The organism is Micromonospora sp. NPDC047527 (genome assembly GCF_040643015.1).
Taxonomy (GTDB): Bacteria; Actinomycetota; Actinomycetes; order Mycobacteriales; family Micromonosporaceae; genus Micromonospora.
Genome location: NZ_JBEYTK010000007.1, coordinates 209,850 through 233,843, shown reverse-complemented (window position 1 = coordinate 233,843; position 23,994 = coordinate 209,850). Strand labels below are relative to the sequence as shown.

The 23,994-nt window shown below is 72.4% G+C and carries 19 protein-coding genes; 6 read left to right on the top strand and 13 right to left on the bottom strand.

Annotated elements, in window-relative coordinates:
- Positions 1-128: 128 nt before the first annotated feature.
- Positions 129-2,420: a cellulose binding domain-containing protein gene (locus ABZ808_RS25535; RefSeq protein ID WP_357011136.1), complete on the bottom strand. Its 2,292-nt coding sequence runs from the start codon at positions 2,418-2,420 to the stop codon at positions 129-131.
- Between the two features lie 259 nt (positions 2,421-2,679).
- On the opposite strand from ABZ808_RS25535, the gene ABZ808_RS25530 reads away from it, so the two are divergent.
- Positions 2,680-4,116: a pyridoxal-dependent decarboxylase gene (locus ABZ808_RS25530; protein ID WP_357011134.1), complete on the top strand. Its 1,437-nt coding sequence runs from the start codon at positions 2,680-2,682 to the stop codon at positions 4,114-4,116.
- A gap of 423 nt (positions 4,117-4,539) precedes the next feature.
- Here the strand turns inward: ABZ808_RS25530 and ABZ808_RS25525 are convergent, their stop codons facing one another.
- A complete protein-coding gene (locus tag ABZ808_RS25525; RefSeq protein ID WP_357011132.1) occupies positions 4,540-5,457 on the bottom strand; it encodes a sulfite exporter TauE/SafE family protein in 918 nt (305 codons plus the stop codon).
- Between the two features lie 140 nt (positions 5,458-5,597).
- Positions 5,598-6,062 (bottom strand): Rrf2 family transcriptional regulator, encoded by a 465-nt coding sequence (locus ABZ808_RS25520; RefSeq protein WP_357011130.1) that lies wholly within the window; start codon positions 6,060-6,062, stop codon positions 5,598-5,600.
- Between the two features lie 259 nt (positions 6,063-6,321).
- On the opposite strand from ABZ808_RS25520, the gene ABZ808_RS25515 reads away from it, so the two are divergent.
- Positions 6,322-6,984 (top strand): YceI family protein, encoded by a 663-nt coding sequence (locus ABZ808_RS25515; RefSeq protein WP_357011128.1) that lies wholly within the window; start codon positions 6,322-6,324, stop codon positions 6,982-6,984.
- Between the two features lie 80 nt (positions 6,985-7,064).
- Here the strand turns inward: ABZ808_RS25515 and ABZ808_RS25510 are convergent, their stop codons facing one another.
- The 3 genes from ABZ808_RS25510 to ABZ808_RS25500 form a co-directional block, all read right to left on the bottom strand.
- The gene (locus ABZ808_RS25510) at positions 7,065-7,949 is read right to left on the bottom strand and encodes an acyl-CoA thioesterase II (RefSeq protein ID WP_357011126.1); all 885 of its coding nucleotides are present in this window, start codon (positions 7,947-7,949) and stop codon (positions 7,065-7,067) included.
- Positions 7,946-9,394 (bottom strand): pyruvate kinase, encoded by a 1,449-nt coding sequence (gene pyk, locus ABZ808_RS25505; protein WP_357011124.1) that lies wholly within the window; start codon positions 9,392-9,394, stop codon positions 7,946-7,948. Before pyk ends, ABZ808_RS25510 begins: the two co-directional genes overlap by 4 nt.
- Positions 9,395-9,754: 360 nt before the next feature.
- Entirely contained in the window at positions 9,755-10,120 is a 366-nt protein-coding gene (locus tag ABZ808_RS25500; RefSeq protein ID WP_357011122.1) for a YciI family protein, read from the bottom strand.
- Positions 10,121-10,397: 277 nt separating this feature from the next.
- Here ABZ808_RS25500 and ABZ808_RS25495 point away from each other — a divergent pair, with 277 nt between their 5' ends.
- Positions 10,398-11,270 (top strand): aldo/keto reductase, encoded by an 873-nt coding sequence (locus ABZ808_RS25495; RefSeq protein WP_357011120.1) that lies wholly within the window; start codon positions 10,398-10,400, stop codon positions 11,268-11,270.
- Between the two features lie 57 nt (positions 11,271-11,327).
- On the opposite strand, the gene ABZ808_RS25490 is transcribed toward ABZ808_RS25495, so the two are convergent.
- Positions 11,328-12,113, bottom strand: a complete 786-nt coding sequence (locus tag ABZ808_RS25490) for an alpha/beta fold hydrolase (RefSeq protein WP_357011118.1) — start codon at positions 12,111-12,113, stop codon at positions 11,328-11,330.
- A gap of 198 nt (positions 12,114-12,311) precedes the next feature.
- Positions 12,312-12,890, bottom strand: a complete 579-nt coding sequence (locus ABZ808_RS25485; protein ID WP_357011116.1) for a helix-turn-helix domain-containing protein — start codon at positions 12,888-12,890, stop codon at positions 12,312-12,314.
- A 220-nt stretch (positions 12,891-13,110) separates the two neighbouring features.
- Here ABZ808_RS25485 and ABZ808_RS25480 point away from each other — a divergent pair, with 220 nt between their 5' ends.
- Both ABZ808_RS25480 and ABZ808_RS25475 read left to right on the top strand, forming a co-directional pair.
- Positions 13,111-14,577 carry an MFS transporter gene (locus ABZ808_RS25480; RefSeq protein ID WP_357011114.1) on the top strand — a complete coding sequence of 489 codons (1,467 nt, stop codon included), beginning with the start codon at positions 13,111-13,113 and terminating at the stop codon, positions 14,575-14,577.
- 94 nt (positions 14,578-14,671) lie between these two features.
- Positions 14,672-15,658, top strand: a complete 987-nt coding sequence (locus tag ABZ808_RS25475) for an SEC-C domain-containing protein (protein WP_357011112.1) — start codon at positions 14,672-14,674, stop codon at positions 15,656-15,658.
- A 176-nt stretch (positions 15,659-15,834) separates the two neighbouring features.
- On the opposite strand, the gene ABZ808_RS25470 is transcribed toward ABZ808_RS25475, so the two are convergent.
- The 4 genes from ABZ808_RS25470 to ABZ808_RS25455 form a co-directional block, all read right to left on the bottom strand.
- Complete coding sequence (locus ABZ808_RS25470; RefSeq protein ID WP_357011110.1) at positions 15,835-16,098, bottom strand: DUF6244 family protein; 264 nt, start codon at positions 16,096-16,098, stop codon at positions 15,835-15,837.
- Between the two features lie 101 nt (positions 16,099-16,199).
- Positions 16,200-17,117, bottom strand: a complete 918-nt coding sequence (locus tag ABZ808_RS25465) for a hypothetical protein (protein ID WP_357011108.1) — start codon at positions 17,115-17,117, stop codon at positions 16,200-16,202.
- Between the two features lie 2 nt (positions 17,118-17,119).
- Positions 17,120-19,675, bottom strand: a complete 2,556-nt coding sequence (locus tag ABZ808_RS25460; protein WP_357011106.1) for an FtsK/SpoIIIE domain-containing protein — start codon at positions 19,673-19,675, stop codon at positions 17,120-17,122.
- 157 nt (positions 19,676-19,832) lie between these two features.
- Positions 19,833-20,630 carry an SGNH/GDSL hydrolase family protein gene (locus ABZ808_RS25455; RefSeq protein WP_357011104.1) on the bottom strand — a complete coding sequence of 266 codons (798 nt, stop codon included), beginning with the start codon at positions 20,628-20,630 and terminating at the stop codon, positions 19,833-19,835.
- 201 nt (positions 20,631-20,831) lie between these two features.
- On the opposite strand from ABZ808_RS25455, the gene ABZ808_RS25450 reads away from it, so the two are divergent.
- On the top strand, positions 20,832-22,364 hold the full coding sequence (locus ABZ808_RS25450) for a M1 family metallopeptidase (protein ID WP_357011102.1): 1,533 nt from the start codon (positions 20,832-20,834) through the stop codon (positions 22,362-22,364).
- A gap of 175 nt (positions 22,365-22,539) precedes the next feature.
- On the opposite strand, the gene ABZ808_RS25445 is transcribed toward ABZ808_RS25450, so the two are convergent.
- Positions 22,540-23,937: an MFS transporter gene (locus tag ABZ808_RS25445; RefSeq protein ID WP_357011099.1), complete on the bottom strand. Its 1,398-nt coding sequence runs from the start codon at positions 23,935-23,937 to the stop codon at positions 22,540-22,542.
- Positions 23,938-23,994: the final 57 nt, after the last annotated feature.

Below are 23,994 nucleotides of genomic sequence, written 5' to 3'. Positions count from 1 at the left end.
GCAACCCCGGTCGGGACGGGTCGGGATTGCCGCGGTGTGGAGCACCGGGCCGGAGCTGTGCGGATTCCGCGGCTGCGGCCCGGTGCCTGCCACCCTAGGCGAACCCGATGAGGATCGCCAGAGTCAGATCAACGTAGGTGGATGTTCGGGACGGGTGGGTTCGCCATCTGGTCGCCGATGAAGAACCCCGGGTGCGGCGGCTGGTTGTAGGCGGTGTTCTGCCAGGCGATAGCCACGCGGTACTGCGGGTCGTGCATCAGCGTGTAGATCCGGGTGCTGGTCGGCGTGGGCGTGCTGTAGATGCGCAACGCCCGGCTGTCGCTGGTCCGCCAGATCACCTCTTCGCGCCAGTCGCCCAGGATGTCACCGGAGAGCGCCGGCGTGGACTTGGTGCCGTTGTTCGACGCCACGCCGTTGCCGGTGAGCAGCCGGGTCTCCCCGCCCGTGCCGTACTTGTCGATCTTCGTGGCGTCGAGCAGCTCCCGCACCGGGTCGCCGTCCCACCAGGCGAGGAAGTTTGCCGACGACGGCTTGCGGCCGACGTTCTGACCCCGGGTGTTGGCCAGCCCGGAAACCGCCGACGACCACGACTCGGCGCCAGGGCTGCCCGCCCAGATGTCCGCCGAGACGCCCCGGCCGTTGTCGCCCGAGGCCGGCGTGGACCACAGAATCTGACCGGTACGCGCGTCCGCGAACCAGGAACTGGGCTTGCTGGCGTCCTCGTCGACCTTGAACACCTCCAGGCCGGCACGGCCCGGGTCGAGGTCGCCGACGTGCAGGGCGTCACCGTGTCCGTTGCCAGTGGAGTAGAGCAGCCGGCCGTTGTCGTCGATGGTGGCGGCACCGTACACGATCTCCTGGCGGCCGTCACCGTCGACGTCGGCGACGGAGAGCTGGTGGTTGCCCTGACCGGCGGCGGCGCCGTTGCCGGAGGAGTTCGAGTCGAACGTCCAGCGCTTGGTCAGCGTCCCGTTGCGGAAGTCCCACGCGGCGATTACCGCACGGGTGTAGTAGCCCCGGGCCATGATCAGTGAAGGGCGCTGTCCGTCCAGATAGGCCGTGCCGGCGAGGAACCGGTCCACCCGGTTGCCGTACGAGTCGCCCCAGGACGACACGGTGCCGCGCGGCGGGTCGTAGTTGACGGTGGACAGGATCGCGCCGTTGCGTCCGTCGAACATGGTCAGGTACTCCGGACCGGCCAGCACGTAGCCGCTGGAGTTGCGGTGGTCCGCCGACGACGAGCCGATCACCTGGCCGGTGCCCGAGCGGGAGCCGTCGGCGGTCTTCATGGCCACCTCGGCGCGGCCGTCACCGTCGTAGTCGTACACCTGGAACTGTGTGTAGTGGGCTCCGGCGCGGATGTTGCGACCCAGGTCGATGCGCCACAACCGGGTGCCGGTCAGGGTGTACGCGTCGACGTAGACGTTGCCGGTGTAGCCGGACTGGGAGTTGTCCTTGGCGTTCGACGGGTCCCACTTGAGCACGATCTCGTAGCTGCCGTCACCGTTGAGGTCGCCGACGGAGGCATCGTTGGCGCTGTAGGTGTAGCTCTCCCCACTGGGGGTGGTGCCCCCGGCGGGGACCTGCAACGGCACGTCCAGGTAGCCGTCGCCGAACTGGAGCGCGGGCGCCGACGCCGCCTGCTCGGCACCGCCCACCACGGCCCGCACGGTGTACGCCGAGCCGGCCGCCGCGCCGCTGTCGAGGTAGTTGGTGGCACCGGCGATCGGGCTGGAGTTGACCCGGGTCGAGCCCCGGTAGAGGTTGAACGCCACCCCGGAGGTCTCGGTGCCGAGCAGCCGCCAGGAGACCAGGTTGCCGTTGCCGGAGCGGACGCTGACGAGCCCCCGGTCCAGGTTCTCCATCTGCAGTACGCCGCCGGTGGGCGGTGGCGTCGTGGGCGGTGGGGTGGTCGGCGGTGGCGTCGTCGGCGGCGGGGTGGTGGGCGGTGGCGTTGTCGGCGGTGGGGTTGTCGGCGCTGGCGTGGTCGGGCCGCTGGTGGGGGGCGCGCCGGTACAGGTCACGCCGTTGAGCGCGAAGCTGGTCGGTGCCGGGTTGCTGCTGGTCCACGAGCCGTTGAAGCCGAAGCCGGCGGTGCCGTTGGTGGCGATGGCGGCGTTGTAGTCGACGTTGCGGGCGGTGACCTGGGCGCCGGACTGGGTGACGGCGGCGTTCCACGCCTGCGTGACCTGCTGCCCGGCGGCGTACGACCAGGTCAGCGCCCAGCCGTTGACCGGGTCGCCCAGGTTGGTGATCGTGACGTTGGCGCCGAAGCCGCCCTGCCACTGGTTGGCGACCTGGTAGTCGACCCGGCAGCCGATAGCGGCGGCCGAGGCGACGACAGTGCCGACGGTGCCGGCCACGACGGCGGTCGCAGTCGTGGCGGCGAGCAGGATCAGCCGTTGTTTGGACGGGTGCATGAACTGCCTCCGGGGATCCGGTGGTGACCGCTGTGGGTCCACCTGCCCTGCCCGGGAGGCACGGTGGACGGCCCGCCACGAGGGCGACGGACGGCGATCTGATCGGGTGAGGCGCCCTGGAACTCACGGATTCGGCTCAAGGCGCATCGTATGGCAAGCGCTTTCCGATCCGCAATATCGATGACCGTCACACCCTGTCGTCGCCCGGCACTCACCGGCCGGTCTTGTTCCGACGACCGATGCCTGATCAACTCATTCGGTGAGCGTTCCCCACATGGACCCCGACGAGTTCCGCCGAGCCGGCCACGCCGTCGTCGACTGGATCGCCGACTACTGGGCCACGCTGGAGCAGCGACCGGTCGCCTCGGCCGACCCTCCGGGCACGGTGGCGAGCGCCCTGCCCGCCGCGCCGCCGACCGTCGGCGAGCCGATCGAAGCGGTCCTGCCCGACCTGGACAGCATCGTCGTGCCCGGGCTGACCCACTGGCAGCACCCTGGCTTCTTCGGCTACTTCCCAGCCAACACCTCCGGCCCGAGCGTGCTCGGCGACCTGGTCAGCTCCGGGCTCGGCGTGCAGGGCATGCTCTGGGCCACCAGCCCGGCCTGCACCGAGTTGGAGACGGTGACGATGGACTGGCTGGCCCAACTGCTGGACCTGCCACCGAGGTTCCGCTCGACCGGCGCCGGCGGCGGCGTCATCCAGGACTCGGCCTCCTCGGCGACCCTGGTGGCCACGCTCGCCGCGCTGCACCGGGCCAGCGGGGGCCGCTGGCGCGACGCCGGCATCGACCGGCGCTACCGCGCCTACACGTCCGTGCACGGGCACTCCTCCATCGAGAAGGCCGCGCGGATCGCCGGGCTGGGCACCGACGGGGTTCGCGCGGTCGACGTGGACCCGGCCACCCAGGCGCTGCTCCCGGACGCCCTGCGGGCCGCGATCGAGGCCGACCTGGCCGCCGGCGACGTACCCGCCATCGTGGTCGCCACCATCGGCACCACCTCCACCACCGCCGTCGACCCGCTGCCGGAGATCGGGGCGATCTGCGCCGAGTACGGGATCTGGCTGCACGTGGACGCCGCGTACGCGGGGTCCGCCGCCGTCTGCCCCGAGCTGCGCTGGTCGCACGCCGGCCTGGAGTACGCGGACTCGTACTGCTTCGACCCGCACAAGTGGCTGCTCACCGGCTTCGACTGCGACGCGTTCTGGGTGGCCGACCGTGGAGAGCTGATCGAGGCGCTGACCGTGCTGCCGGAGTTCCTGCGCAACGCGGCCTCCGAGTCGGGTGCGGTGATCGACTACCGGGACTGGCAGGTCCCGCTGGGCCGCCGCTTCCGGGCGCTGAAGCTGTGGTTCGTGCTGCGCTGGTACGGCGCCGAAGGGCTGCGCGCCCACATCCGCTCCGGGGTGGCGCTGGCCGCCCGGTTCGCCGACCAGGTCCGCTCCGACGACCGGTTCGAGTTGGCCGCGGCGCACCCGTTCTCGCTGGTCTGCTTCCGGCTGCGCGCCGACGACGACACCAACGCCGAGCTGCTGGCCCGGGTGAACCGCACCGGACGGGCGTACCTGACCCACACCCGGGTGAACGGCCGGTACACGCTGCGGCTGGCGGTCGGCTCGCCGCAGACCGCCGAGCGGCACGTCGACGAGGCGTGGGCGCTGCTGACCCGCGCGGCCGACGACCTGCTCCCCCGCTGAGCGCCTGGCCTGGCCTGGCCACAGGGTCCGTTAGCGGCCCTTGTGGCCACATGACTGGGGCCACCCACGTCGCTGGCACGATCGCTGGCGGATCGCTCCCCCGGCCGCCTGCATCTGCTCGGCCGCGACGACCGCAGCCCGGTCGCTCGGTCACTCGTCGGCGTCCTTTGCTCTGCTTACACCCACGCACCAGTTACCGAAAGTCATCGCGGCCGGCGGGAGCGGCGACCGTCCCACCGGAGAGATGCGCTGGTCAGCGCGGTGTTGCGTATAGGTAAGCAGAGCAAAGGGAGCGAGGTGCATGCAGTGCCGGCGGCCGACTGTCACGACAGGTAACGACACCCGGACGGGCAGGCCCGTGGAATCGTCCGCGGGGCTCGGCGGGGCTCAGCAGGGTCAGCAGGGTCAGCAGGGTCAGCAGGGTCAGCGGGCTGCCGGCTGTGCCGGCTCCCTCGGGGTCGGGGGGACGCTCGCTGTGGCGGCGGCGCGGGTTCGGCGCAGGGCGCGCACGGCCAGCACCAACGCGGCCAACCAGCCGACGGCCAGGAGGGCGTAGAGCGCGGGGCCGACCGGGCCGTCCAGCTCAGCCGCCCGGACCAGGGTCCGGGCGTTGGTCAGGACGATCACGCCGCCGACCGCCGCGCCGAGCAGTTGAGCCGGCACGATTCGCACCAGCCAGGCGGCCAGCGGGGCGGCGATGAGGCCGCCGACGAGCAACGCGGCGACGATGGGCAGCAGGAACCCCTCGGTGCCCAGCCCGATCAGGAAGCCGACGCTCGCCGCGCCCGCCACCACGAACTCGGCGGTGTCGACCGAGCCGATCACCTTGCGCGGCTCCAGACGGCCGGAGACCAGCAGCGCCGGGGTGGCGACCGGGCCCCAGCCCCCACCGCCGGTGGCGTCGACGAAGCCGGCGACCAGGCCGAGAGGGCCGAGGAATCGCCCGCGCAGCCGCCCACCGATCCGGTCGGTGCGCAGTGGCCGGGCAAAGCGAACCAGCAGGTACGCGCCGAGCGTGAAGAGGATGCCGGCCATCCACGGCGCGGCCGCCTCGGTCGAGATCGAGCTGAGCAGGGTGGCGCCGGCGAACGCGCCGACCGCGCCGGGAAGGGCGATGCGGGTCACCACCCGCCAGTCGACGTTGCCGAAGCGCCAGTGCGCCACGCCCGCGGCCAGGGTGGTGCCGATCTCGGCCAGGTGCACCGAGGCCGACGCGGCGGCGGGGGCGACCCCGACGAGCAGCAGCAGGGTGGACGAGGTCAGCCCGTACGCCATACCGAGCGAGCCGTCGACCAGTTGCGCCGCGAGCCCGACCAGAGCGAGGACCAGCAGCTTGCGCACGAGCGCCCCCTAGCTTTTCGGCATCTCCTATCAACTTGGTCGACAATGCGCCACGAGGCAGCCGCGGTCAAGTGTCTGATCGGTGGATGGGACGTCGCCGAGCGGTACGGCGGCGCGGCGCGGCGCGACAGGAGCCGGAGTCAGATCCAGGCTCGGGGGTCGGCGACCAGCTCGGTGATCCGGGGAGGCAGGGTGCCGGCGGCCACATCGGCGACGCTGACCAGCTCCAGGATCTCCCGTTCGCTGGCCCGCAGCGCGATCCAGACCTCCTGCAGGGCACGGGCCGGGCCGTGGTAGCCGAGTTGCTCCGGGCGCTGCCCACGGACGTGCGCGAGCGGCCCGTCGATCACCCTGATCACCTCTGCGAGGGAGATCTCCTCGGCCGGGCGGGCCAGCCAGTAGCCGCCCTCCGGGCCGCGCTGGGCGTGCACGATGCCGCCCCGGCGCAGCTGAAGCAGGATGCTCTCCAGGAACTTCGGCGGGATCTCCTGAGCCCGGGCGATCTGGTCGGCCGTGACCGGCCGGCCACGCCCGGGGCCACTGGCCGTCGCGGCGAGTTCGGCGGCCGCGCGGAGGGCATAGTCGACCCGGGCGGAGAGACGCATGTCGGCAAGGTTAGCCCGCTGGTCGTCCGCCCGGACGGGCGGCCCTCGGCCAATCGGTCAGGCATCGACGCATATCTGACGGCGCGGGATTCCGAGGCCTATCGGTGAGATAGGTGACGATTCGCCGCCCTCGGGGGCCCGGGAAGCTGATTCGGCGCGTCCCTATGCTGGGTGGCACGCACGACTGTCTGACCGTATGCGGGGGCTCGGGCAGCACATTGATAAACACCCGGGTTCCATCCGGGGGGAAGGCAACACCATGACCGATGTCGCCACACGCATCTGGGATGGCATGACCATCCCGGTCGCCGGCACCTATCGCCTCGATCAGGCGCACAAGCGGATCGGTTTCCTGTCCCGGCACATGATGGTGAGCCCCGTGCGCGGCGAGTTCGCCGAGGCGACCGCGGAGATCTCCGTGGCGGAGGACCCACTGCTCTCCAGCGTGACCGCTACCATCCAGGCGGCGAGCATCACCACCGGCAGCGCGGATCGGGACACCCACCTCAAGAGTGCCGACTTCCTCGACGTGGAGCGCTATTCCACGCTCGAATATCGAAGCACGGGTATCAACTGGCAGAGCAATGAGGACCCGATTTTCTACTGGGCCCGCCTGCGCAGCAATCGACTCGGTGGACGAGGCAGAGGTCACAATCCGCCACCCCAGCCCGACGCCGGACGATTCGTACTCACCGGCGAATTGACTGTGAAGGGGATCACGCGGGCCGTTGACCTACAGGTGAATTTCGGCGGCGCCCGCCGTGACCCGTACGGACAGAACATTTTCGGTTTCAGCGCGAACGCCGAAATCAACCGGGAGGACTACGGTCTGCTCTGGAATGTCGCGCTGGAAAGCGGCGGTGTTCTGGTCGGCAAGACCGTCCAGATCGAGATCGCCGGCGAGGCCATCCACCAGGCGTGACCCGCGCGACGCCCAACGGTCGTCCCCGCCACGACGCCTCGTGTGTACGAGCGCACACCTGGCGGGGATGACCGCGAGCGTCAGTCGCCGACGCGGCGCAGCAGGCCCTCCTGCACGGCGCTGGAGATCTGCCGGCCATCGGTGGTGAACATCCGGCCGGTGGCCAGCCCTCGCGCACCGGACGCGGACGGGCTCCAGCAGTCGTAGAGGAACCACTCGTCGGCGCGGAACGGCCGGTGGAACCACAGCGCGTGGTCGAGGCTCGCGCCGACCACGCCGCCCGGCCCCCACACTTCCCCGTGCATGGAGAGCACCGAGTCCAGCAGGGTCAGGTCCGACGCGTAGGTGAGCAGGCAGGCGTGCAGCAGCGGATCGTCGGGCAGCTTGCCGTCGACGCGCATCCAGACCCGCTGGTGCGGGTCGGCCGGCCGATCGCCGGGACGGACCCAGCCGGGCTCGCCGACGTAGCGCACATCGATCGGGCGGGGAATCTGACCCCAGATGCCCAGGCGCTCCGGGTAACGGGCGAGCCGGTCCGACATCGTCGGCACGTCCTGCGGAGCCGGCACGTCCAGCGGAGACACGGCCTGATGGTCCAGCCCCTCCTCGGCCCGCTGGAAGGACGCCGACATGAAGAAGATCGGCTTGTCGTGCTGGAGCGCGACCGCGCGGCGGACCGAGAAGGATCGGCCGTCGCGGATGTTCTCCACCTGGTACTCGATGGGCTCGACGGGATCGCCAGGGCGCACGAAGTAGCCGTGCAGCGAGTGCACGAACCGCTCCGGGTCGACCGTGCGGCCGGCGGCGACCAGCGCCTGACCGGCCACCTGGCCGCCGTACACCCGCTGTGGGCCGACCCGGGGGCTCATCCCCCGGAAGGTCATCTCCCCGATCGGATCGAGGTCCAGCACCTCCAGCAGTTGGTCCACGGCGGCCTGGCCGACTGCGGCCTGGCCGTCGCTCACTGCAACGCCCGCGCAGACGCGGCGTCGACCAGCGAGCCCAACTGGTGGACGCGCAGCGTGTTGGTCGAGCCGGGGGTGCCGGGCGGGCTGCCCGCGACGATCACCACGTAGTCGCCCGGGTTGGCCCGGTTGAGGCCGAGCAGCGCCTGGTCCACCTGACGGAACATGTCATCAGTGTGCTGCACGAAGGGCATCAGGAAGGTCTCGACGCCCCAGCTCAGGGCGAGCTGGTCGCGCACCTCGGGGACCGGGGTGAAGGCCAGCAGCGGCAGGTCGCAGTGCAGTCGGGAGAGCCGTCGAACGGTGTCGCCGGTCTGCGAGAAGGCGACAAGCGCCTTGGCGTTGATGGCCCGGGCGATCGACGAGGCGGCCACGGTGAGCGCTCCACCGTGGGTGCGCGGGTCGTGCTGCAACCGGGGCACGCCGATCGAGCCGGACTCGGTCGTCGTGACGATCTTGGCCATGGTGCTGACGGTCAGCACCGGATACTTGCCGACGCTGGTCTCGCCGGAGAGCATCACCGCGTCCGCGCCGTCGAGCACGGCGTTGGCAACGTCGGAGGCCTCCGCCCGGGTGGGCCGGGAATTCTCGATCATGGAGTCGAGCATCTGGGTGGCCACGATGACCGGCTTGGCGTTCTCCCGGCACAACTGCACGGCCCGCTTCTGCACCAGCGGAACCTCGTCCAGCGGCATCTCGACACCGAGGTCACCACGGGCGACCATGACGCCGTCGAAGGCCAGCACGATGGCCTCGAGGTTCTCCACGGCCTCTGGCTTCTCGACCTTCGCCAGCACCGGCCGGAACACGCCCTCCTCGGCCATGATGCCGTGGACGAGCTTGATGTCCTCGGCCGAGCGGACGAAGGAGAGTGCCACCAGGTCGACACCCAGCCCCAGGGAGAAGCGCAGGTCCTCGGCGTCCTTCTCCGACATCGCGGGCACGCTGACCGCCACGTTGGGCAGCGAGACACCCTTGTTGTTGGAGACCGGGCCGCCCTCGGTGACCAGGCAGCGGATGTCGTTGCCGGTGACGTCGGTGACCTCGACGGCGACCCGGCCGTCGTCGATCAGCAGACGGTCACCGGCCCGCACCTCCTGCGGCAGCTTGCGGTACGTGCAGGAGACCCGCTCCTTGGTGCCGACGATGTCATCGCCGGTGATCACGACCGAGTCGCCGGTGCGCCACTCGTGGGGGCCGTCGGCGAACCGGCCGAGCCGGATCTTGGGCCCCTGCAGGTCGGCGAGGACGGCGACCGGCTTACCGGCCGCCTCGGACGCCTCCCGAACCAGTCGGTAGACCGCCTCGTGGTCGGCGTGGCTGCCGTGGCTGAAGTTGAGCCTTGCCACGTTCATGCCGGCCTCGACAAGACCCCGGATGCGCTCCGGGGACGAGGTGGCGGGACCAAGAGTGCAGACGATCTTCGCGCGGCGTGTCACGCCCATCAGGCTAGTCTCTCCTTCAGGTCGGACTCGGGGCCGACCCCTTGCAGGCAGTGGAACTTTTGTCCAACGACGCGTGGTTCGCGTCGGGCCGGCGGGCGGAACCGCACCGGGAACGTTGTGGCGACGGGCAACGGCGACCGCGCGCCGGGAATCGTACGCCTCCATCGGCACCCGCTGTCGGGGTGCTCCCGGCCGAAGCTCACCACCGGCGCACCGACGGCAGCCGGCTGGGCACCTCGGTGAGCAGGTCACGGGGGTCGGAGCGGTGCCGGATGCCCCGGCCCTCGCTGGGCGCGACCGTAGCACCGGCAGGCGGCCGAGCGCCGTCGCCATCACGACAGCCGCCGATGCGTCGGCCGCTCAGCTGCCGGTCTTGACCAGCGGAAACTCCAGCGACCCGGCCGGGCAGAGGAAGGTCAGCACGTCGATCCGGTAAAGGCCGGCCTGCACCGCCGGGTCGGCCTCCAGCACGCTGCGCACGTCGTCGACGCTGCCGGTGCGGGCCAGCCCGAAGCCGATCGGCGGCTCCGGGTTGCTGGTGGTCCCGTCGATCGAGCCGGCGACCAGGACGATGCCGCGGCGCTGCAACGCCTGCATGTGCTCGGCGTGCTCGGCCTGCAACCGCTGCACCGTCTCGGCGGGCAGGGCCCGTCCGGCCGCACCGGGATAGATCACGATGCACTCGTACGTGTCGAGCGCGAAGTCGACCTGCGGCACCTCCGCCATGGTGCTCCCTCCGCCGGCCCGCATCAGCCCGGCCGCCCGAGCCCGCCGCACCGGCACGCGCCCAGCGTCGCACGCCGGCAACGGCGACACCGGCCGCTCGGCGCAACTCACCCTGGTCGGTCCCCGGGTCGAGGGCGACGCCGGCCGGGGCGCGGGGGTGTCGTGTCGCCGCGCACAATCGACCGGGCGGCCGCATGACTCCCCCATCCCGGGGGATGATCACGTGGTGGGAGGGCGCGTCGTCCCCGCCACGACGAAGACGATTGGGGATCCGCGTATGGCGACCGATATCAGCAAGCAGCCCGCGAAGGCGTCCGGCACGTACCGGATCGGGGGCGACATCACCGTCAATCGACTCGGCTACGGGGCGATGCAGCTCACCGGGCCGGGCGTCTGGGGAGACCCGAAGGACCCGGCCGAGGCGCTGCGGGTGCTGCGCCGGGCCGTCGAGCTGGGCGTGACCTTCATCGACACCGCCGACTCGTACGGCCCGTTCGTCTCCGAACTGTTGATCCGTGAGGCCCTGCACCCGTACGCCGACGACCTGGTGATCGCGACCAAGGCCGGCCTGAGCCGCTCCGGTCCCGGCGACTGGCGCCCGCTGGGCCGCCCGGAGTACCTGCGCCAGCAGTGTGAGCTGAGCCTGCGCCACCTCGGCCTGGACAGCATTCCGCTCTACCAGCTGCACCGGATCGACCGGCAGGTGCCGCTCGCCGACCAGTTGGGCGAGCTGGCGCTGCTGCGCGAGGAGGGCAAGATCCGGCACATCGGGTTGTCCGAGGTGACCGTCGAGCAGATCGAGGAGTCCCGGGCGATCACCGAGATCGTCTCCGTGCAGAACCTGTACAACCTCGCCAACCGCAGCGCCGAGGACGTGCTGGAGTACTGCGAGCGCAACGACCTCGCGTTCATCCCGTGGTTCCCGATCGCCACCGGTGAGCTGGCCCGGCCGGGCGGCCCGCTGGACGCCATCTCCACCGGGCACGGCGCGACGCCCGCGCAGCTCGCGCTGGCCTGGCTGCTGCGCCGCTCCCCGGTGATGCTGCCGATCCCCGGCACGTCCTCGGTGGCGCACCTGGAGGAGAACGTGGCCGCGGGCGACGTGCGGCTCACCGACGACGAGTTCGAGGCGCTGAGCAAGGCGAGCTGAGCACCCGCTGCCGGGGTGGGGGTGGTCCCGGCCGGGGCCACCCCCACCCGGGCGAGGTCAGACCGCGAGGCAGTTGGGTCGCACCGGGCCGTCGACCAGGGCGCCGCGCACGAGGGTGTACGCGGTGCCGTCGAGCACCAGGCCGAGGTGCCCGACCACCCGCAACGGGCAGTACGTCTGGATGAGCACGTTCGTGGCACCGTCGTTGACGGCGGCGTTCCCGGTCGGCCGGACCAGCTCGTCCTGCAGGGTCCGGATGGTGGTGTAGCGCACCGCTCCCGGGGTGTCGTCGCCGGCGTTGAGGTCGGCGAGGAACGCGGAGCCGATGGTCATCTGTTGGCAGGCCACGACGCCGGCGCAGTTGCCCAGGCCGAGGAACGCCACGATGTTGGCGACGTACGTGCCGTAGTGCGGCGTGCCCAGGCTGACGTACCGGCCGATGCTGGCGGTGCCGCCGAGCCGTTTGAGGTAGTAGCGGCTGACCAGACCACCCTCGGAGTGTGCGACGACGTCCACGCTCGCCGCGCCGGTGCTGGCGCGCACCCGCTCGACGTAGCTGGCGAACGCGCGGGCCGAGGTGGGGATGTCGCCGAGGCCCAGCCCGGGCAGTTGATAGATGAAGGTCCGGTAGCCGTCGGCGCGCAGCCGGGAGGCGATCGGCTCGTACGCGACGGCGATGCCGCTGAGCCCGCCGACCACGATGACGGGGTTGGCCGCCGCCGCGCCGACCACGGCGGCCGGGGCGGGGGCGGTCGGGGCGGGGGCGGCGGTGGCCGCGGGGGCGGCCGTGAGCACGACGGCGGTGGCGAGGGACAGCACGAGGACGGTCTTTCGGAGCAGCATGGCCGCACCTCCGGGGGGAGGCACCCGGCGAACCGGGCAGGTGGGTGGGGGTGTCCGGTCGACCGTGCGACGATGATGCCCGCAACAATTTAGAAACGTCAATGACTTGTTACGCGCGGGTAACCCGTTGTTCCGACGAGGGTGTAAACGGGCATACCGCCGCGCTCCATATCGGACATGCGCGGGGCCGTCGCCTCGTCAGCCGGCAGCTCCGGCGCGCAGGCCGTCGAGGGCCACACCGAGCACCCGGTCACGCTGCTCGGACGACGGGAACTGGGCCATCGTGAGGCCGCTGATCAGCCGCACCACGTCGTCGAAGTCGATGTCGTCGCGGACCACCCCGGCGGCCTGGGCGCGCGCCATGAGCGGCTGGCCGGCGGCGTAGATCTCGGTGCGGCAGCTCCGGAAAATCTCGGAGTCCTGCAGCAACTGCTCGGCGAGCGCCCGCTTGGTGGCGACGTACGCGACGAACCGGTGCAGCCAGGCGACGAGGGCGTCCCACGGCGGCACCTCGGCGAGGTCCTCGGCGGAGCGGCTGAGGGCCCGGACCTCCTCGACGTAGACGGCCTCGAAGAGGTGCCGCCGGGTCGGGAAGTTGCGGTAGAGCGTGCCGATGCCCACCCCGGCACGCCGGGCCACGTCCTCCAGGGAGGCGGCGGCGCCGTTCTCGGCGAACGCGTCGCGCGCAGCGGCGATCAGGGCGTCGTAGTTTCGCCGCGCGTCGGCCCGCTTGGGTCGCTGCGCGAAGACCTCGGGCACCTGGCCGGCGCTGGTCATGACGTACGTCACCTCACCCTGGTTGCATCCGGAGGGAACCCTCCGCTAGCTTAGTGGAGGCACCCCTCCGGAATGCCGGAGGCCTGCCTCCGCTTAGCTTACCTCGGGAACCCGCCCGATCGCCGCCTGGCCACCCCGATCGCCCGGGACCCGACATCCGGCCCGTCGCGCACGACGGCCGACAAGCCTCCTTCCGTACGTCATCAGGGAGTTTCCTCTCGTGGCAGTGACCTCCCGACGCAGCTCGCGTCGGCTCACCTTCACCGTGCTCGCGGCCGGTGCCGGGTTCTTCGCGATGCTCCAGTCGCTGATCACCCCGGTACTACCGACCATCCAGCAAGACCTGCACACCTCGCAGAACACCGTGACCTGGGTTCTCACCGCCTACCTGCTGTCCGCGTCGATCTTCACGCCCATCCTCGGGCGGGTCGGCGACATGGTCGGCAAGGAACGGATGCTCGTCGTCTCACTCGCCGCGCTCGCCCTCGGCTGCCTGCTGGCCGCGGTCGCGCCGACCATCGGCGTCCTCATCGTCGCCCGGGTCGTACAGGGCATCGGCGGCGCGGTCTTCCCGCTGTCGTTCGGCATCATCCGCGACGAGTTCCCCGCCGCGCGGGTCGCTGGCGCCGTCGCCGCCATCTCGGCGATCGTCGCCGCCGGCGGTGGCCTCGGCGTCGTGCTGGCCGGCCCGATCGTCGCCGCGCTGGACTACCGGTGGCTGTTCTGGATCCCCATGGTCGTGGTCGGGTTGACCGCCGTGGCCGCCCACCTGTTCGTGCCCGAGTCGCCGGTGCGTACCCCCGGCCGGATCGACTGGCGCGCCACCCTGCTGCTCTCCGGCTGGCTGGTCGCGCTGCTCCTGCCGATCAGCCAGGGCGCCGCCTGGGGCTGGACCTCCGCCCGGGTGCTCGGACTGCTGGCGCTGGCCGTGGTGCTCCTGGTCGGTTGGCTGGTCGCCGAGGTGCGCTCGTCCAACCCGCTGATCGACATGCGGATGATGCGCCTGCCCGGCGTCTGGACCACCAACCTCGTCGCCCTGCTCTACGGCGCGTCGATGTTCTCCGTGTACGCCTTCCTGCCGCAGTTCGTGCAGACCCCCACCGTCGCCGGCTACGGCTTCGGCGCCAGCATCAGCCAGGCGGGCCTGCTCATGCTGCCGATGCTGGTCGCGATGTTCGTCGCCGGGCTCGTCGCCGGCCGCCTGCAGGCGGTGTTCAGCGCGAAGGCGCAGCTCGCCACGGGGGCCGCGTTCAACGTGGCCGCCTCCGCGATGTTGGCCGTCGCGCACGACACCCGCTGGGAGGTCGCCGTCGCCGGCGGTCTGGTGGGCCTCGGCATCGGCCTGGCCTTCGCCTCGATGGCCAACCTGATCGTCGGCAGCGTGCCCGCCAGCCAGACCGGCGTGGCGACCGGCATGAACGCCAATATCCGCACCATCGGCGGCGCGATCGGCGCCGCCGTGGTCAGCGGCGTGATCACCGCGAACCCGCAGGCCAACGGGCTACCCCGGGAGGCCGGCTTCACGGCCGGGTTTCTCGTCCTCACCGCGATCGCCCTGGCGGCCGCGCTCGCGGCCCTCGCCGTCCCGTCCGCCCGGCGGGCGTCGGCCGGTCGCCGGCCGTCCACCACGACGTTCGTCGAGTCGGAGCTAGCCGGCGAGTTCGCCGCCCTGCCCGCGACCCGTTGAGCAACACCGGAGCCCGGGGCGGTTCGCCGCCCCGGGTTCCGGCGTGTCCGGGAGTACGCTGGCCGCTTCCCCTTCGCGTCTTCAGGATGAGCCCATGCCCGAACTGCTGACCACCGACCGCATCGACGAGATCGGCGCCCTCGGATCGACCAGCCCGGACCCGGCCTCGCTGGCCGCCGAGCTGGTGAGCGCCGTCGACGAGGGGCGGGTTGCCGACCCCGACGACACCGGGTACGCGCTGCTGGTCGCCGCGGACATCCTGGAGCAGGCCGGCGACCTGGCCGACGCGCTCGCGCTGGCCACCCGCGCCATCGCCGAACAGCCCGACGAGGACGCGTACGCCCGATCGGTGCGCGGCGGCCTGCTGCTGCGCCTCGGCCGCGAGGACGAGGGCCTGGCCGAGTTGACCGACCTGCGGCCCCTGCTGGAGACCAACCCCGACGCCACGTACCTCGTCGACGAGCTCGCCGAATCCGGCCACGCCGAGACGGCGCTGGAATGGCTGACCGCCGCGCTGGACGCGATCCTGGAACGGACCCGGACCCAGCAGCACGCCTCCGAGGACGCGCAGGACGAGGCCGCCGCCATGATCTACGGCCTGACCCAGCGGCGACACGACCTGCGCGAGGAGATGGGCCTGCCGCACGACGAGTACGACAACCTCGCCGACCGGCTGCGCGCCGCGAGCAACCACGCGCTCGACGCGCTCGACGACGGCCCGGCGACGCTGCTGTTCTGGCCGCCGGCGGAGTTCACCGCGCTGCTGCTGCGCTGGCCCGCGCTGATCGACACCTACCCGACCACCTGGGACGAGCACCGCGCCCAGATCGAACGGGCCCTCGCCGAGGCCGCCAACCTGGGCGGCGCCGACCTGGGCGTGGTCGCCGGCACCGTCGCCGGTCTGGCGGCCTTCGCCGAACGCGCCGGCGGCGACCCCACCGACGAGGAAACCCTCGACGAGTACGCCGACAGTCTCGACGAGGCGGGCGTGACAGCCTGGCCGCCCGGCCGCAACGACACCTGCTGGTGTGGCTCGGGCAGCAAGTACAAGAAGTGCTGCCTGCCGCGCTCGCGCGCCTGACGTTCGCCGGAGCCCCCGGCTCCGGGCCATGTCCCTTGTGAGCGTGATGTCTGTGAGACATCTAGATGTCTCACAGACATCACGCTTCCCACCACATCCGGGCCGGACGGCGTCACTCTCCGTATCGGCGACCCGCTGCGCCGGAGGGGCCTGGCTGCGCTGCCACCACCCGTGGGTCAGTTTCCCAACGCGCGGACCTTCGCGATCGTCTCCTGCACGTGCTGCTTGGCCGGGTCGCCGCCCTGCGACGCCTGCGCGAGGGCCTGCCGGTACGCGTCGATCATGCCGACCAGCGGGCCCGCGGCCACGCCTTCCAGCGCTCCGGCGACGAGCGCCCGTGCCTCGGCCGCGTCCTGTGCCGCCGCTGCGGTCTTGGCCTTCGCCTCGTCGAGCTTCTGCGCCGCCGCCGCCAACCTCGCGATGATCTGTGCTGCGCTCACGCGCGCCCTCCCCTGGTCGACCATCGCCTCCACCACCGCACCGGCGGAGACCACATCGGAGCGTACGAGATCCACGCACCCGGCGCGACCAGGCGAGCGCCTCAGCGCAGGGCGCGGAACAGCAGCAGGTAACCGCAGTAGCCCAGCGGCACCAGCAGGAAACAGATCAGGAACCCCAACGGCAGGTAGCGCGGCGGCGTACCGGCGACCATGGCGGGCCTCCCCCACCGGCCGAGCACCAGATAACCGCCGAAGAACGCCAGCGCCGGCAGCCCCGCGCAGATCCACGCGCCGAGGGTGAACCCGTCGACCAGGCCCACCCCGGAGGCGAGCACCAGCGTCAGCATGAGCACCCCGGCGGCTGCCCCACACCCGGCGTAGACGGCGACCGCCCGCGCCAGCGGTGACCACGTCGGCAGGAGCGCCGGCCGCTGGGCCAGCAACTCGGCCTGCTGCCCGTGCCGGTCCGCCTCGTCGGCCATCCGCCGCGCCAGCTCCAGCTCCGTCGCCGGGTCGACCGCCGCCGCGCGTTGCGCCGGCACCCCGACGCCCGCCGGGCTCGTCGCCGTCGGCAGCGCCAGCCGCGCCTCCCCCGCCGGCAGCTCGGGGTACGCCTCGACACCCGACCGCCCCGACACGCCCGCTGCGCCGGCGGACCCACCGTCCCCGGATCCGTGCACCCCGACCGACCCGAACCCCGCGCCAGAGCCCCCGGTCGACCCGAAACGCGGAGCCGGCCCAAAACTCGACGACGGCCCGGAACCCGACGGCCCGGAACCCGGCGGCGGCCCGGACCCGGGCGCCGGGTCCGCGGCAGGGGCTGTCGGGGGCTGGTCGAGGCCGATCGCGCGGCCCAACTGGTCGAGGCGGTGCCCCTGGGCGGTCAACCGCTGGTGCAGGTAGTCGGCGGTGGCGTGCAGGTCACGGCGACGCTCGGACTCGGCCGCGGCGTCCCGCTCGCCGGTGCGGCGCTGCTCGGCGAGCTGTCGGGCCAGCGCCGCGTACTCCTCGAAGGACACCGTCAACGCTCCCCGTCCGGCTCGTGCCCGTCCCGGGCGAAGGGCACGATCAACCTGGTGCGCTGGTCGTGCCGGTCGACAAGCAGCGCCCGGTCGGCGCGCGGCGTGTAGGCCAGGTCGTGCACCCCGAGGTGCAGGGCCAGCTCGGGCCCGGGCACGTTGAGCGCGACGAGGCAGGCGACGTCGTCGCGGTTCTGCGTGCCGCCGAGGTCGTCGGCGAGCCGGCGCAGACCGCGCCACCAGCCGAGCAGGTGTATCCCCTGGGCCGGGCCGTGGCGCAGCAGGGTGCGCAGGTCGTCGAGGCCGGAGCGGAAGGTGACCGGGTCGACCGCTCCGAGGACCGGCGCGGCGGCGTCCATGCCGAACACCACCAGGTATTCGCGGCCGGCGGGCTCGGCGGCCAGCGCGGCGACCCGGTCGCGCAGCCCGGCCGCGTCCAGGCGGTGCACCGGGTGACCGGCGGCGCGCAGGGCGGCTGTGGTCTCGTCGGCGACCGGTTCGGCGGCGCTGACCAGCGAGGCGAGCTGGAACCGGGCGTCACCGGAGATGTGCTGGCGGGCCAGGCTGAGTGTCGCGGCACGCAGCACGTCGGCACCGCCCGGTGTGGTGCCGACGACGGCGAGGTGCCGGCCCGGGGTGCTGTCCATGAGGAAGAGCGCGGTGGTGCCGTGCACGTCGACCGTCCGCCCGACCAGGGCCATCGGGCGGCGGCCACCGGGGCGCAACCCGGCGAAGGTGGGATCGTCCTCGACCCGCGCCGCCTCGTACCCCCTGAAGACCGCCGGTGGCCGCGAGCCCGGCGGCCGGGCCTGCCACAGCTCGTGGCGCAGCGCGGCGAGGTCGGCGGATGCGGCGTGGGCGTCGGGGAAGCGCAGCACCGTGTCGGCGCCGACCGCGCCCGCGGCGGTGTTGACCACGGCGGAGCCGATCGGCAGGGCCGCCGCGGCGTCGTTGAGCGGGTCGAGCACCCCGCCCCCGCCGGGCAGCGCCACCCGGAGCGCGAACTGCCCGAAGATCGCCTCGGCCCGCCCGTAGAGAGCCTCGATGCCGGTCATGCTCTGACTGGCCAGCACCAGGTGTACGCCGTAGGAGCGGCCCTTGCGGGCCAACTCCTCCAGCAGGTCGACGGACTCGCGGGCCAGCGCGTCGTTGCCGGCGAGCAGCACGTGGAACTCGTCGATGACCGCCACGATGCGCGGCAACGCGTTGGCCGACTGCAGGTCGGCCAGCTTGGTGACACCGTGCCGTTTCAGGGTGGTGGCCCGGCGCTGTGCCTCCCGACGCAGCTCGCGCAGCACGGCGAGGCCGTACTCGCGGTCGGATTCGATGCCGACGGCGCGGGCGTGCGGCAGCCAGGACGGGTCACGCCCGGTGGGCACGAACTCGGTGAAGCTGACGCCCTCCTTGAAGTCGAGCAGGTAGAGCTGCAACTCGGCCGGCGAGTAACGCGCGGCCAGCCCGTAGAGGACGTCGAGGAGGAAGACGGTCTTGCCGGCGCCGGTGCGCCCGCCGACCAGCCAGTGTGGGGTGGCGTCGTCGAAGGCAACCGTCAGTGGCGTGTCGAAGGCGCCGGGCATCGGCGCGGAGCCGGCCCGACCGATGACGGTACGCAGCCCGTTGCCGGCGGACTCGGCCCAGCGCCGCTCGGGCAGCAGTTCGGCGAAGGGCAGCGCTTCGGAGCGGCGGGCGGCGGCGCCGAGGTGCTCGGCGAGCGCGCGTACCGAGGCCGGCGGCGGGTCGCCGTCGAGCTGCACCGGTGCGGCGAGGCCCCCGCCGTCGGCGCTGAACGGGGTGCCCGGCGGGTCGCCGACGTGCGCGTACCCCTCGAAGAGCCGGATGGCGGTGGTGCCGCCCAGCGGCGGCGAGGTCTCACCGGGCAGCCGGGACGGATGGCCGGCGAGCAGGACGCAGACGGCGGCGGCCGGGCCGGCGTGGGTGAGCGCGGCGAGCCGGGCCAGCTCGCGCGGCGGTGGGGCGGCGGTGGCCACCACCAGCAGAAGCTGCCGGGTGTGCGGCTCGGCGTGCTGCGCGGCGCGGGCGTGCCGTTCGGCGGCGTCCAGCAGGGCGGTCACCTCGGCGTCGCCGGTGGCCGGCGGGTCGAGCACGCCGGCGTCGAGCAGCGGGCGCAACGGCCCGAAGGTCGCGCCCAACGCGGCGGTGTCGATGCCGGCGACCCGGACCTGGCCGGGCGGCGCGGTGGCGACCAGCCGCAGCACCAGCGCCCGCAGCAGCGCGGCGACCCGGCGGTCCCGGGCGTCGGTGTCCAGCGCCAGGTGGTGCCCGCCGCCGAGCGGCACCAGCACCGGGAAGCCGCCGTCCGGGGTGGACGCCTCGCCGATCCGCACGGCGGCCGGCGCGTCGGTCAGCCCGGTGGCGCCCGGGGTGGGGGTGGCCAGCGCGCCGCCGAGGCGCGCGAGTCGGGCCACCAGGTCGCTCCCGCCGACCGGTGGGGTGGGAGCCGGTGCCGCGCCGAGCGCGCCCCGGGCGGTGTCGAGGTGGGCGCGGGCCGCCCGGTGGGCGGTGGCCGCCTGCCCGTACGCCGACGCGAGCCTGCCCACGCTCTGCCTCCCACGCCACGGCCGTCCGGTTCGCCGAAACCCTAACGGACGGCGGTGACACCGGCACAGTACCGACGCGGGTGTGGACGGGCCGGGTCGGCGCGCGGCGGCCGACGGTCCGGGGTGGACCGTCGGCCGCCAGGGCACGGTGTGCGGGTCAGCCGGTGACCGCGTTCAGCGCCGGCAGGTAGCCGTAGCGGTAGCCGTCGGCGTCCGGGTGGTACGCCTCGATCAACCCGGAGATGTCGTTGATCCACGGGTCGCCGGCGCAGACGCCGTGCCCGGAGAAGTAGCTGCGGGTGTCGGCGAAGGTGGCGCCGGCCGCGCTGGCCCGGCTCGCGGTGACCGAGGCGAGCACGTCGGCTGCCTCGTTGAGGATGGTGCGCTTGTAGGTGCTCATCGCCAACCAGCCGCAGGAGCTCGTCTCGAACAGGCGCGGGTAGCCGAGGACGATCAGTCGGGCGTTGGGCGCCCGGGTGCGGATGGCGGCGTACGTGGCGTCGAGCCGGGCGGGCAGGGTCGAGGTGGCGAAGGTCTTGGCGGTGTTGACGGCGTTGGTGCAGGACGACGTGCTGCCGAACCGGCAGCTGGTGATGACGTTGACGAAGCCGGCGTCGTTGCCACCGATGGTGATGGTGACCAGGGTGGTGCTGGCGCTGAGCGCGCTGACCTGGTCGTTGAGCACGTCGGCGGTGACCGCGCCGCCGCAGGCCCGGAAGTTGAAGCTGGTCACGCCGTGGGCGGCCGCCCAGAGCGGGGCGTACGACTTCTGGCTGCGCAGGCAGCCGGACGAGTCGTACGGGCCGGCGCCGACACCGGAGGAGTAGGAGTCGCCGAGCGCGACGTAGTTGACGGCGGCGGCCTGCGCGGTGCCGGGAACGAGCACGGCGCCGAGGGCGGCGGCGAAGAGTGCGACCAGCGCGGCGAGTGCGCGGGCCAGCGGGCGGTGGGGCATGACGGACCTCCACAGGACAGGGGTGGTGGGATCCTGCGACCGCGCGCGTGGCCAGGGACGAAGCAGTTGTTACTAGGCGGTAATGCTAGCGAAACAAACAGATCAATGGAATAGCCCGTCATCACTGCCTGGCGGGCAGCGACGTTCACAGTTGTCGATTAGGTTGGCGTGGCGTACACCCCGATGGAGGGAGTCCACACCGTGCGACGTGTCCTCACGGCGGCCACCGCCGCCCTGACCCTCACCACCGCCGGCACCATGCTCGCCGGCACTCCTGGCCAGGCCGCGCCGACCGCCTGGGGCCGGCCCGTCGTCACGGTCGCGCCGCAACCCGGCGCGCCCGGCCTGGGCGACAGCTACTTCCCCGACTACGGCAACGGCGGCTACGACGTCTCGCACTACGACGTCCGGCTGCGCTACGAGCCGGCCACCGACCGACTCACCGGCACCACCACGATCCTCGCCACCGCCACACAGGACCTCTCCCGGTTCAACCTGGACTTCCTGCTCGACGTCGAGTCGGTGCGGGTCAACGGCTGGGAGGCCAGCACCAGCACCGAGGGCGTGCACGAGTTGGTGGTCACGCCGGCCCGCACCATCACGCGAGGCCAGCAGTTGACGATCGTGGTGCGCTACGACGGCATCCCGTCGGAGACGCTGGTCGGCGGCTACACCGGCTGGACGCGTACCGACGACGGCGCGCTCGCGGTCAACGAGCCCGAGGCGGCGTGGTGGTGGTTCCCGAGCAACGACCACCCACTGGACAAGGCCACCTTCGACATCTCCGTCTCGGTGCCCACCGGGGTCGAGGTGATCAGCAACGGCGTGCAGCCACGGCCGCCGCTGGCCGAGGCCGGCAACCGCACCCGGTGGATCTGGCGGACCACCTCCCCCACCGCCACCTACCTGGCCTTCATGGCCATCGGCCAGTACGACATCGTCACCGACACCACGCCGAGCGGCCAGCCGGTGATCAACGCGTACAGCACCTCGCTGGGCGCGCTCGGGCCGGCCGCGCGGGCCAGCATCGAGCGGACCGCCGAGATCGTCGACTGGTGCAGCGGGATCTTCGGCCCGTACCCGTTCGAGGCGCAGGGTGGCGTGGCCGGGCCGGTGGACGGCATCAGCTTCGCCCTGGAGACGCAGACCCGACCGGTGTACGGGCCGGGCTTCTGGCGTCGCGGCGCCAACACGTACGTGGTGGTTCACGAGAACGCCCACCAGTGGTTCGGCGACTCGGTGTCCGTTGCCGAGTGGCGCGACATCTGGCTCAACGAGGGCTTCGCCTCGTACGCCGAGTGGCTGTGGTCGGAGGAGCAGTGGGAGGGCACCGCGCAGGAGCTCTTCGACTTCACCTACGCCAGCTACCCGGCCGATTCGGAGTTCTGGCAGGTGCTGCCCGGTGACCCGGGTGCGGCTCGGATCTTCGACAACGCCGTCTACGACCGGGGCGCGATGGCCCTGCACCAGCTACGGCTAGCCGTCGGTGACGACGCGTTCTTCGAGATCCTGCCGACCTGGGCCACCGAGCACCGGTACGGCAACGGCACCATCGCGCAGTTCCAGGCCCTGGCCGAACGGATCTCCGGACTGGACCTGGACGACCTGTTCACCACCTGGCTGTTCACCGCCGGCCGACCCGACGTGGCCAGTGCCGCCCGCAAGGCCGCTCCGCCGGCCGAGCCGAAGTCCTGGGTCAAGATCCGCGAGTCCCACCACCTGCTGTCGCACTAGGCACGACCCGTCGACCCGTCGACCCGTCGACCCGTCGACCCGTCGACCCGGAAGGCCCGCCGCCCACGCGGTGGGCCTTCCGCGCGTCCAGCCTCGACTGGTTGATCGACTCCATATCGCCGACATCGCGGCATCCCGATAACTCGATACCGCGATGTCGGCGACCTGGAGTCGATCACCGCGCGTCGATCACCTGGCGGGACACGGCCGAACCGACCAGCCCCGAGCCGGACACCGCCGAACCGGGCCGGGCGGGTGCGATGGCACAGACCGCGCCGCTCGGCCGGGCGATACGCGCCACCCTGAACGCCACCCGTCGTACCGGATGGCGCGGTTGCGGCACGACCAGCGTGAGGGTGGTCGCGCGGTTGCGCTGGCGGTCCAGGGCGACCGCCGCCGCCACTGTGGCGATCGCCGCGGCGGAACCGGCGAGGATGAGTGTCTGGCGTGGTCCGGCGTGTTCGGCGAGCCAGCCGAGCAGTGGAGCGCCGACCGCGGCGGAGACCGAGCCGGTGACCGCCAGGGCGGCGAGTACCCGGCCCCGCATCGCGCCGTCGGTGTCGAGTTGGGCGCGGGTGCCGACGGTGGTGTCGATGATCACCGCGGCGGCGGCGATCGGCAGGATGATCGCGGCGAAGCTCCAGGTCCCCGGTGCGAGGCCGGCGACGATCTGCAGTCCGCTGGCGAGCAGGCCCGCGGCGACCAGGGTCCGGTAGCCCAGTGAACGCCGACGGGCCGCGACGAACGCGCCCAACACCGTCCCGACGGCGAACACGGTCGACAGGAAACCGTAGCCGGACGCGCCGGCGTCCAGCGGCCCGTCGCTCATCGCCGCCATCGTGACCTGGTAGTTGCGGCCCAGGCTGCCGAGCACGAACGACAGGGCGAGCGCGAGGAGCAGCACCGGCTGCCCGCGCAGGTAGGCGAATCCGGCGCGGGCACCGCCGCGGGTCGGGCCCGCGTCCGGCACCACCTGAGCGGGCAGGGCCCCCGGTCGTATGGCGAACAGCGCCACCACCACGGCGGCGAAGCTCGCCGCGTTGATGCCGAACAGCAGTCCGGGGCCGACGGCGGCCACCACGACGGCGCCGAGGCTCATGCCGAGGATGCGGCCGGCGGAGTTGGTGAGCGAGCCGAGCGCCAGGGCATTGCCCAGCGTCTCCCGGTCCACCAGCGTGGAGGCCCAGCGTCCCATCACCGGGCCCTCGATCGCCGAGACAGCACCGGTGGCCAACGAGATCGCGAAGATCAGCGGCATGCCACCTACCCCGGTCAGGGCGACCGCAGCCAGTCCGGCGGCGAGTGCCGCGTGGGCGACCTGGGCGGCGATCAGCAGCGGTCGGGCGGGCAGACGGTCGGCCAGCACACCGCCCCAGACGCTGAGCAGCAGGGTGGGCGCCGCCTGGAGCAGGACGGTGAAGCCCATGGACGTCGCCGAACCGGTTGCCTTCAGGACGTACCAGTTGACTCCGAGGACCTGCATCCAGGTGCCGATGACGGAGACGAACCCGGCGAGGGCCCAGATCCGGTAGTTGCGGTGGCGCAGCGCGGCGAAGGTGGCACCTCGGGCCACGACGAACCTCCAGCGATCGGCGGCATGATCATTCATGCCGATCGCGGCGCGGTTCGG

Coding starts and splice junctions, on each gene's coding strand:
- ABZ808_RS25535 (WP_357011136.1), bottom strand. CDS start 2,420: ATGCACCCGTCCAAACAACGGCTGATCCTGCTCGCCGCCACGACTGCG.
- ABZ808_RS25495 (WP_357011120.1), top strand. CDS start 10,398: ATGGCGACCGATATCAGCAAGCAGCCCGCGAAGGCGTCCGGCACGTAC.
- ABZ808_RS25500 (WP_357011122.1), bottom strand. CDS start 10,120: ATGGCGGAGGTGCCGCAGGTCGACTTCGCGCTCGACACGTACGAGTGC.
- ABZ808_RS25475 (WP_357011112.1), top strand. CDS start 14,672: ATGCCCGAACTGCTGACCACCGACCGCATCGACGAGATCGGCGCCCTC.
- ABZ808_RS25520 (WP_357011130.1), bottom strand. CDS start 6,062: ATGCGTCTCTCCGCCCGGGTCGACTATGCCCTCCGCGCGGCCGCCGAA.
- ABZ808_RS25455 (WP_357011104.1), bottom strand. CDS start 20,630: ATGCCCCACCGCCCGCTGGCCCGCGCACTCGCCGCGCTGGTCGCACTC.
- ABZ808_RS25515 (WP_357011128.1), top strand. CDS start 6,322: ATGACCGATGTCGCCACACGCATCTGGGATGGCATGACCATCCCGGTC.
- ABZ808_RS25490 (WP_357011118.1), bottom strand. CDS start 12,113: ATGCTGCTCCGAAAGACCGTCCTCGTGCTGTCCCTCGCCACCGCCGTC.
- pyk (WP_357011124.1), bottom strand. CDS start 9,394: ATGGGCGTGACACGCCGCGCGAAGATCGTCTGCACTCTTGGTCCCGCC.
- ABZ808_RS25485 (WP_357011116.1), bottom strand. CDS start 12,890: ATGACCAGCGCCGGCCAGGTGCCCGAGGTCTTCGCGCAGCGACCCAAG.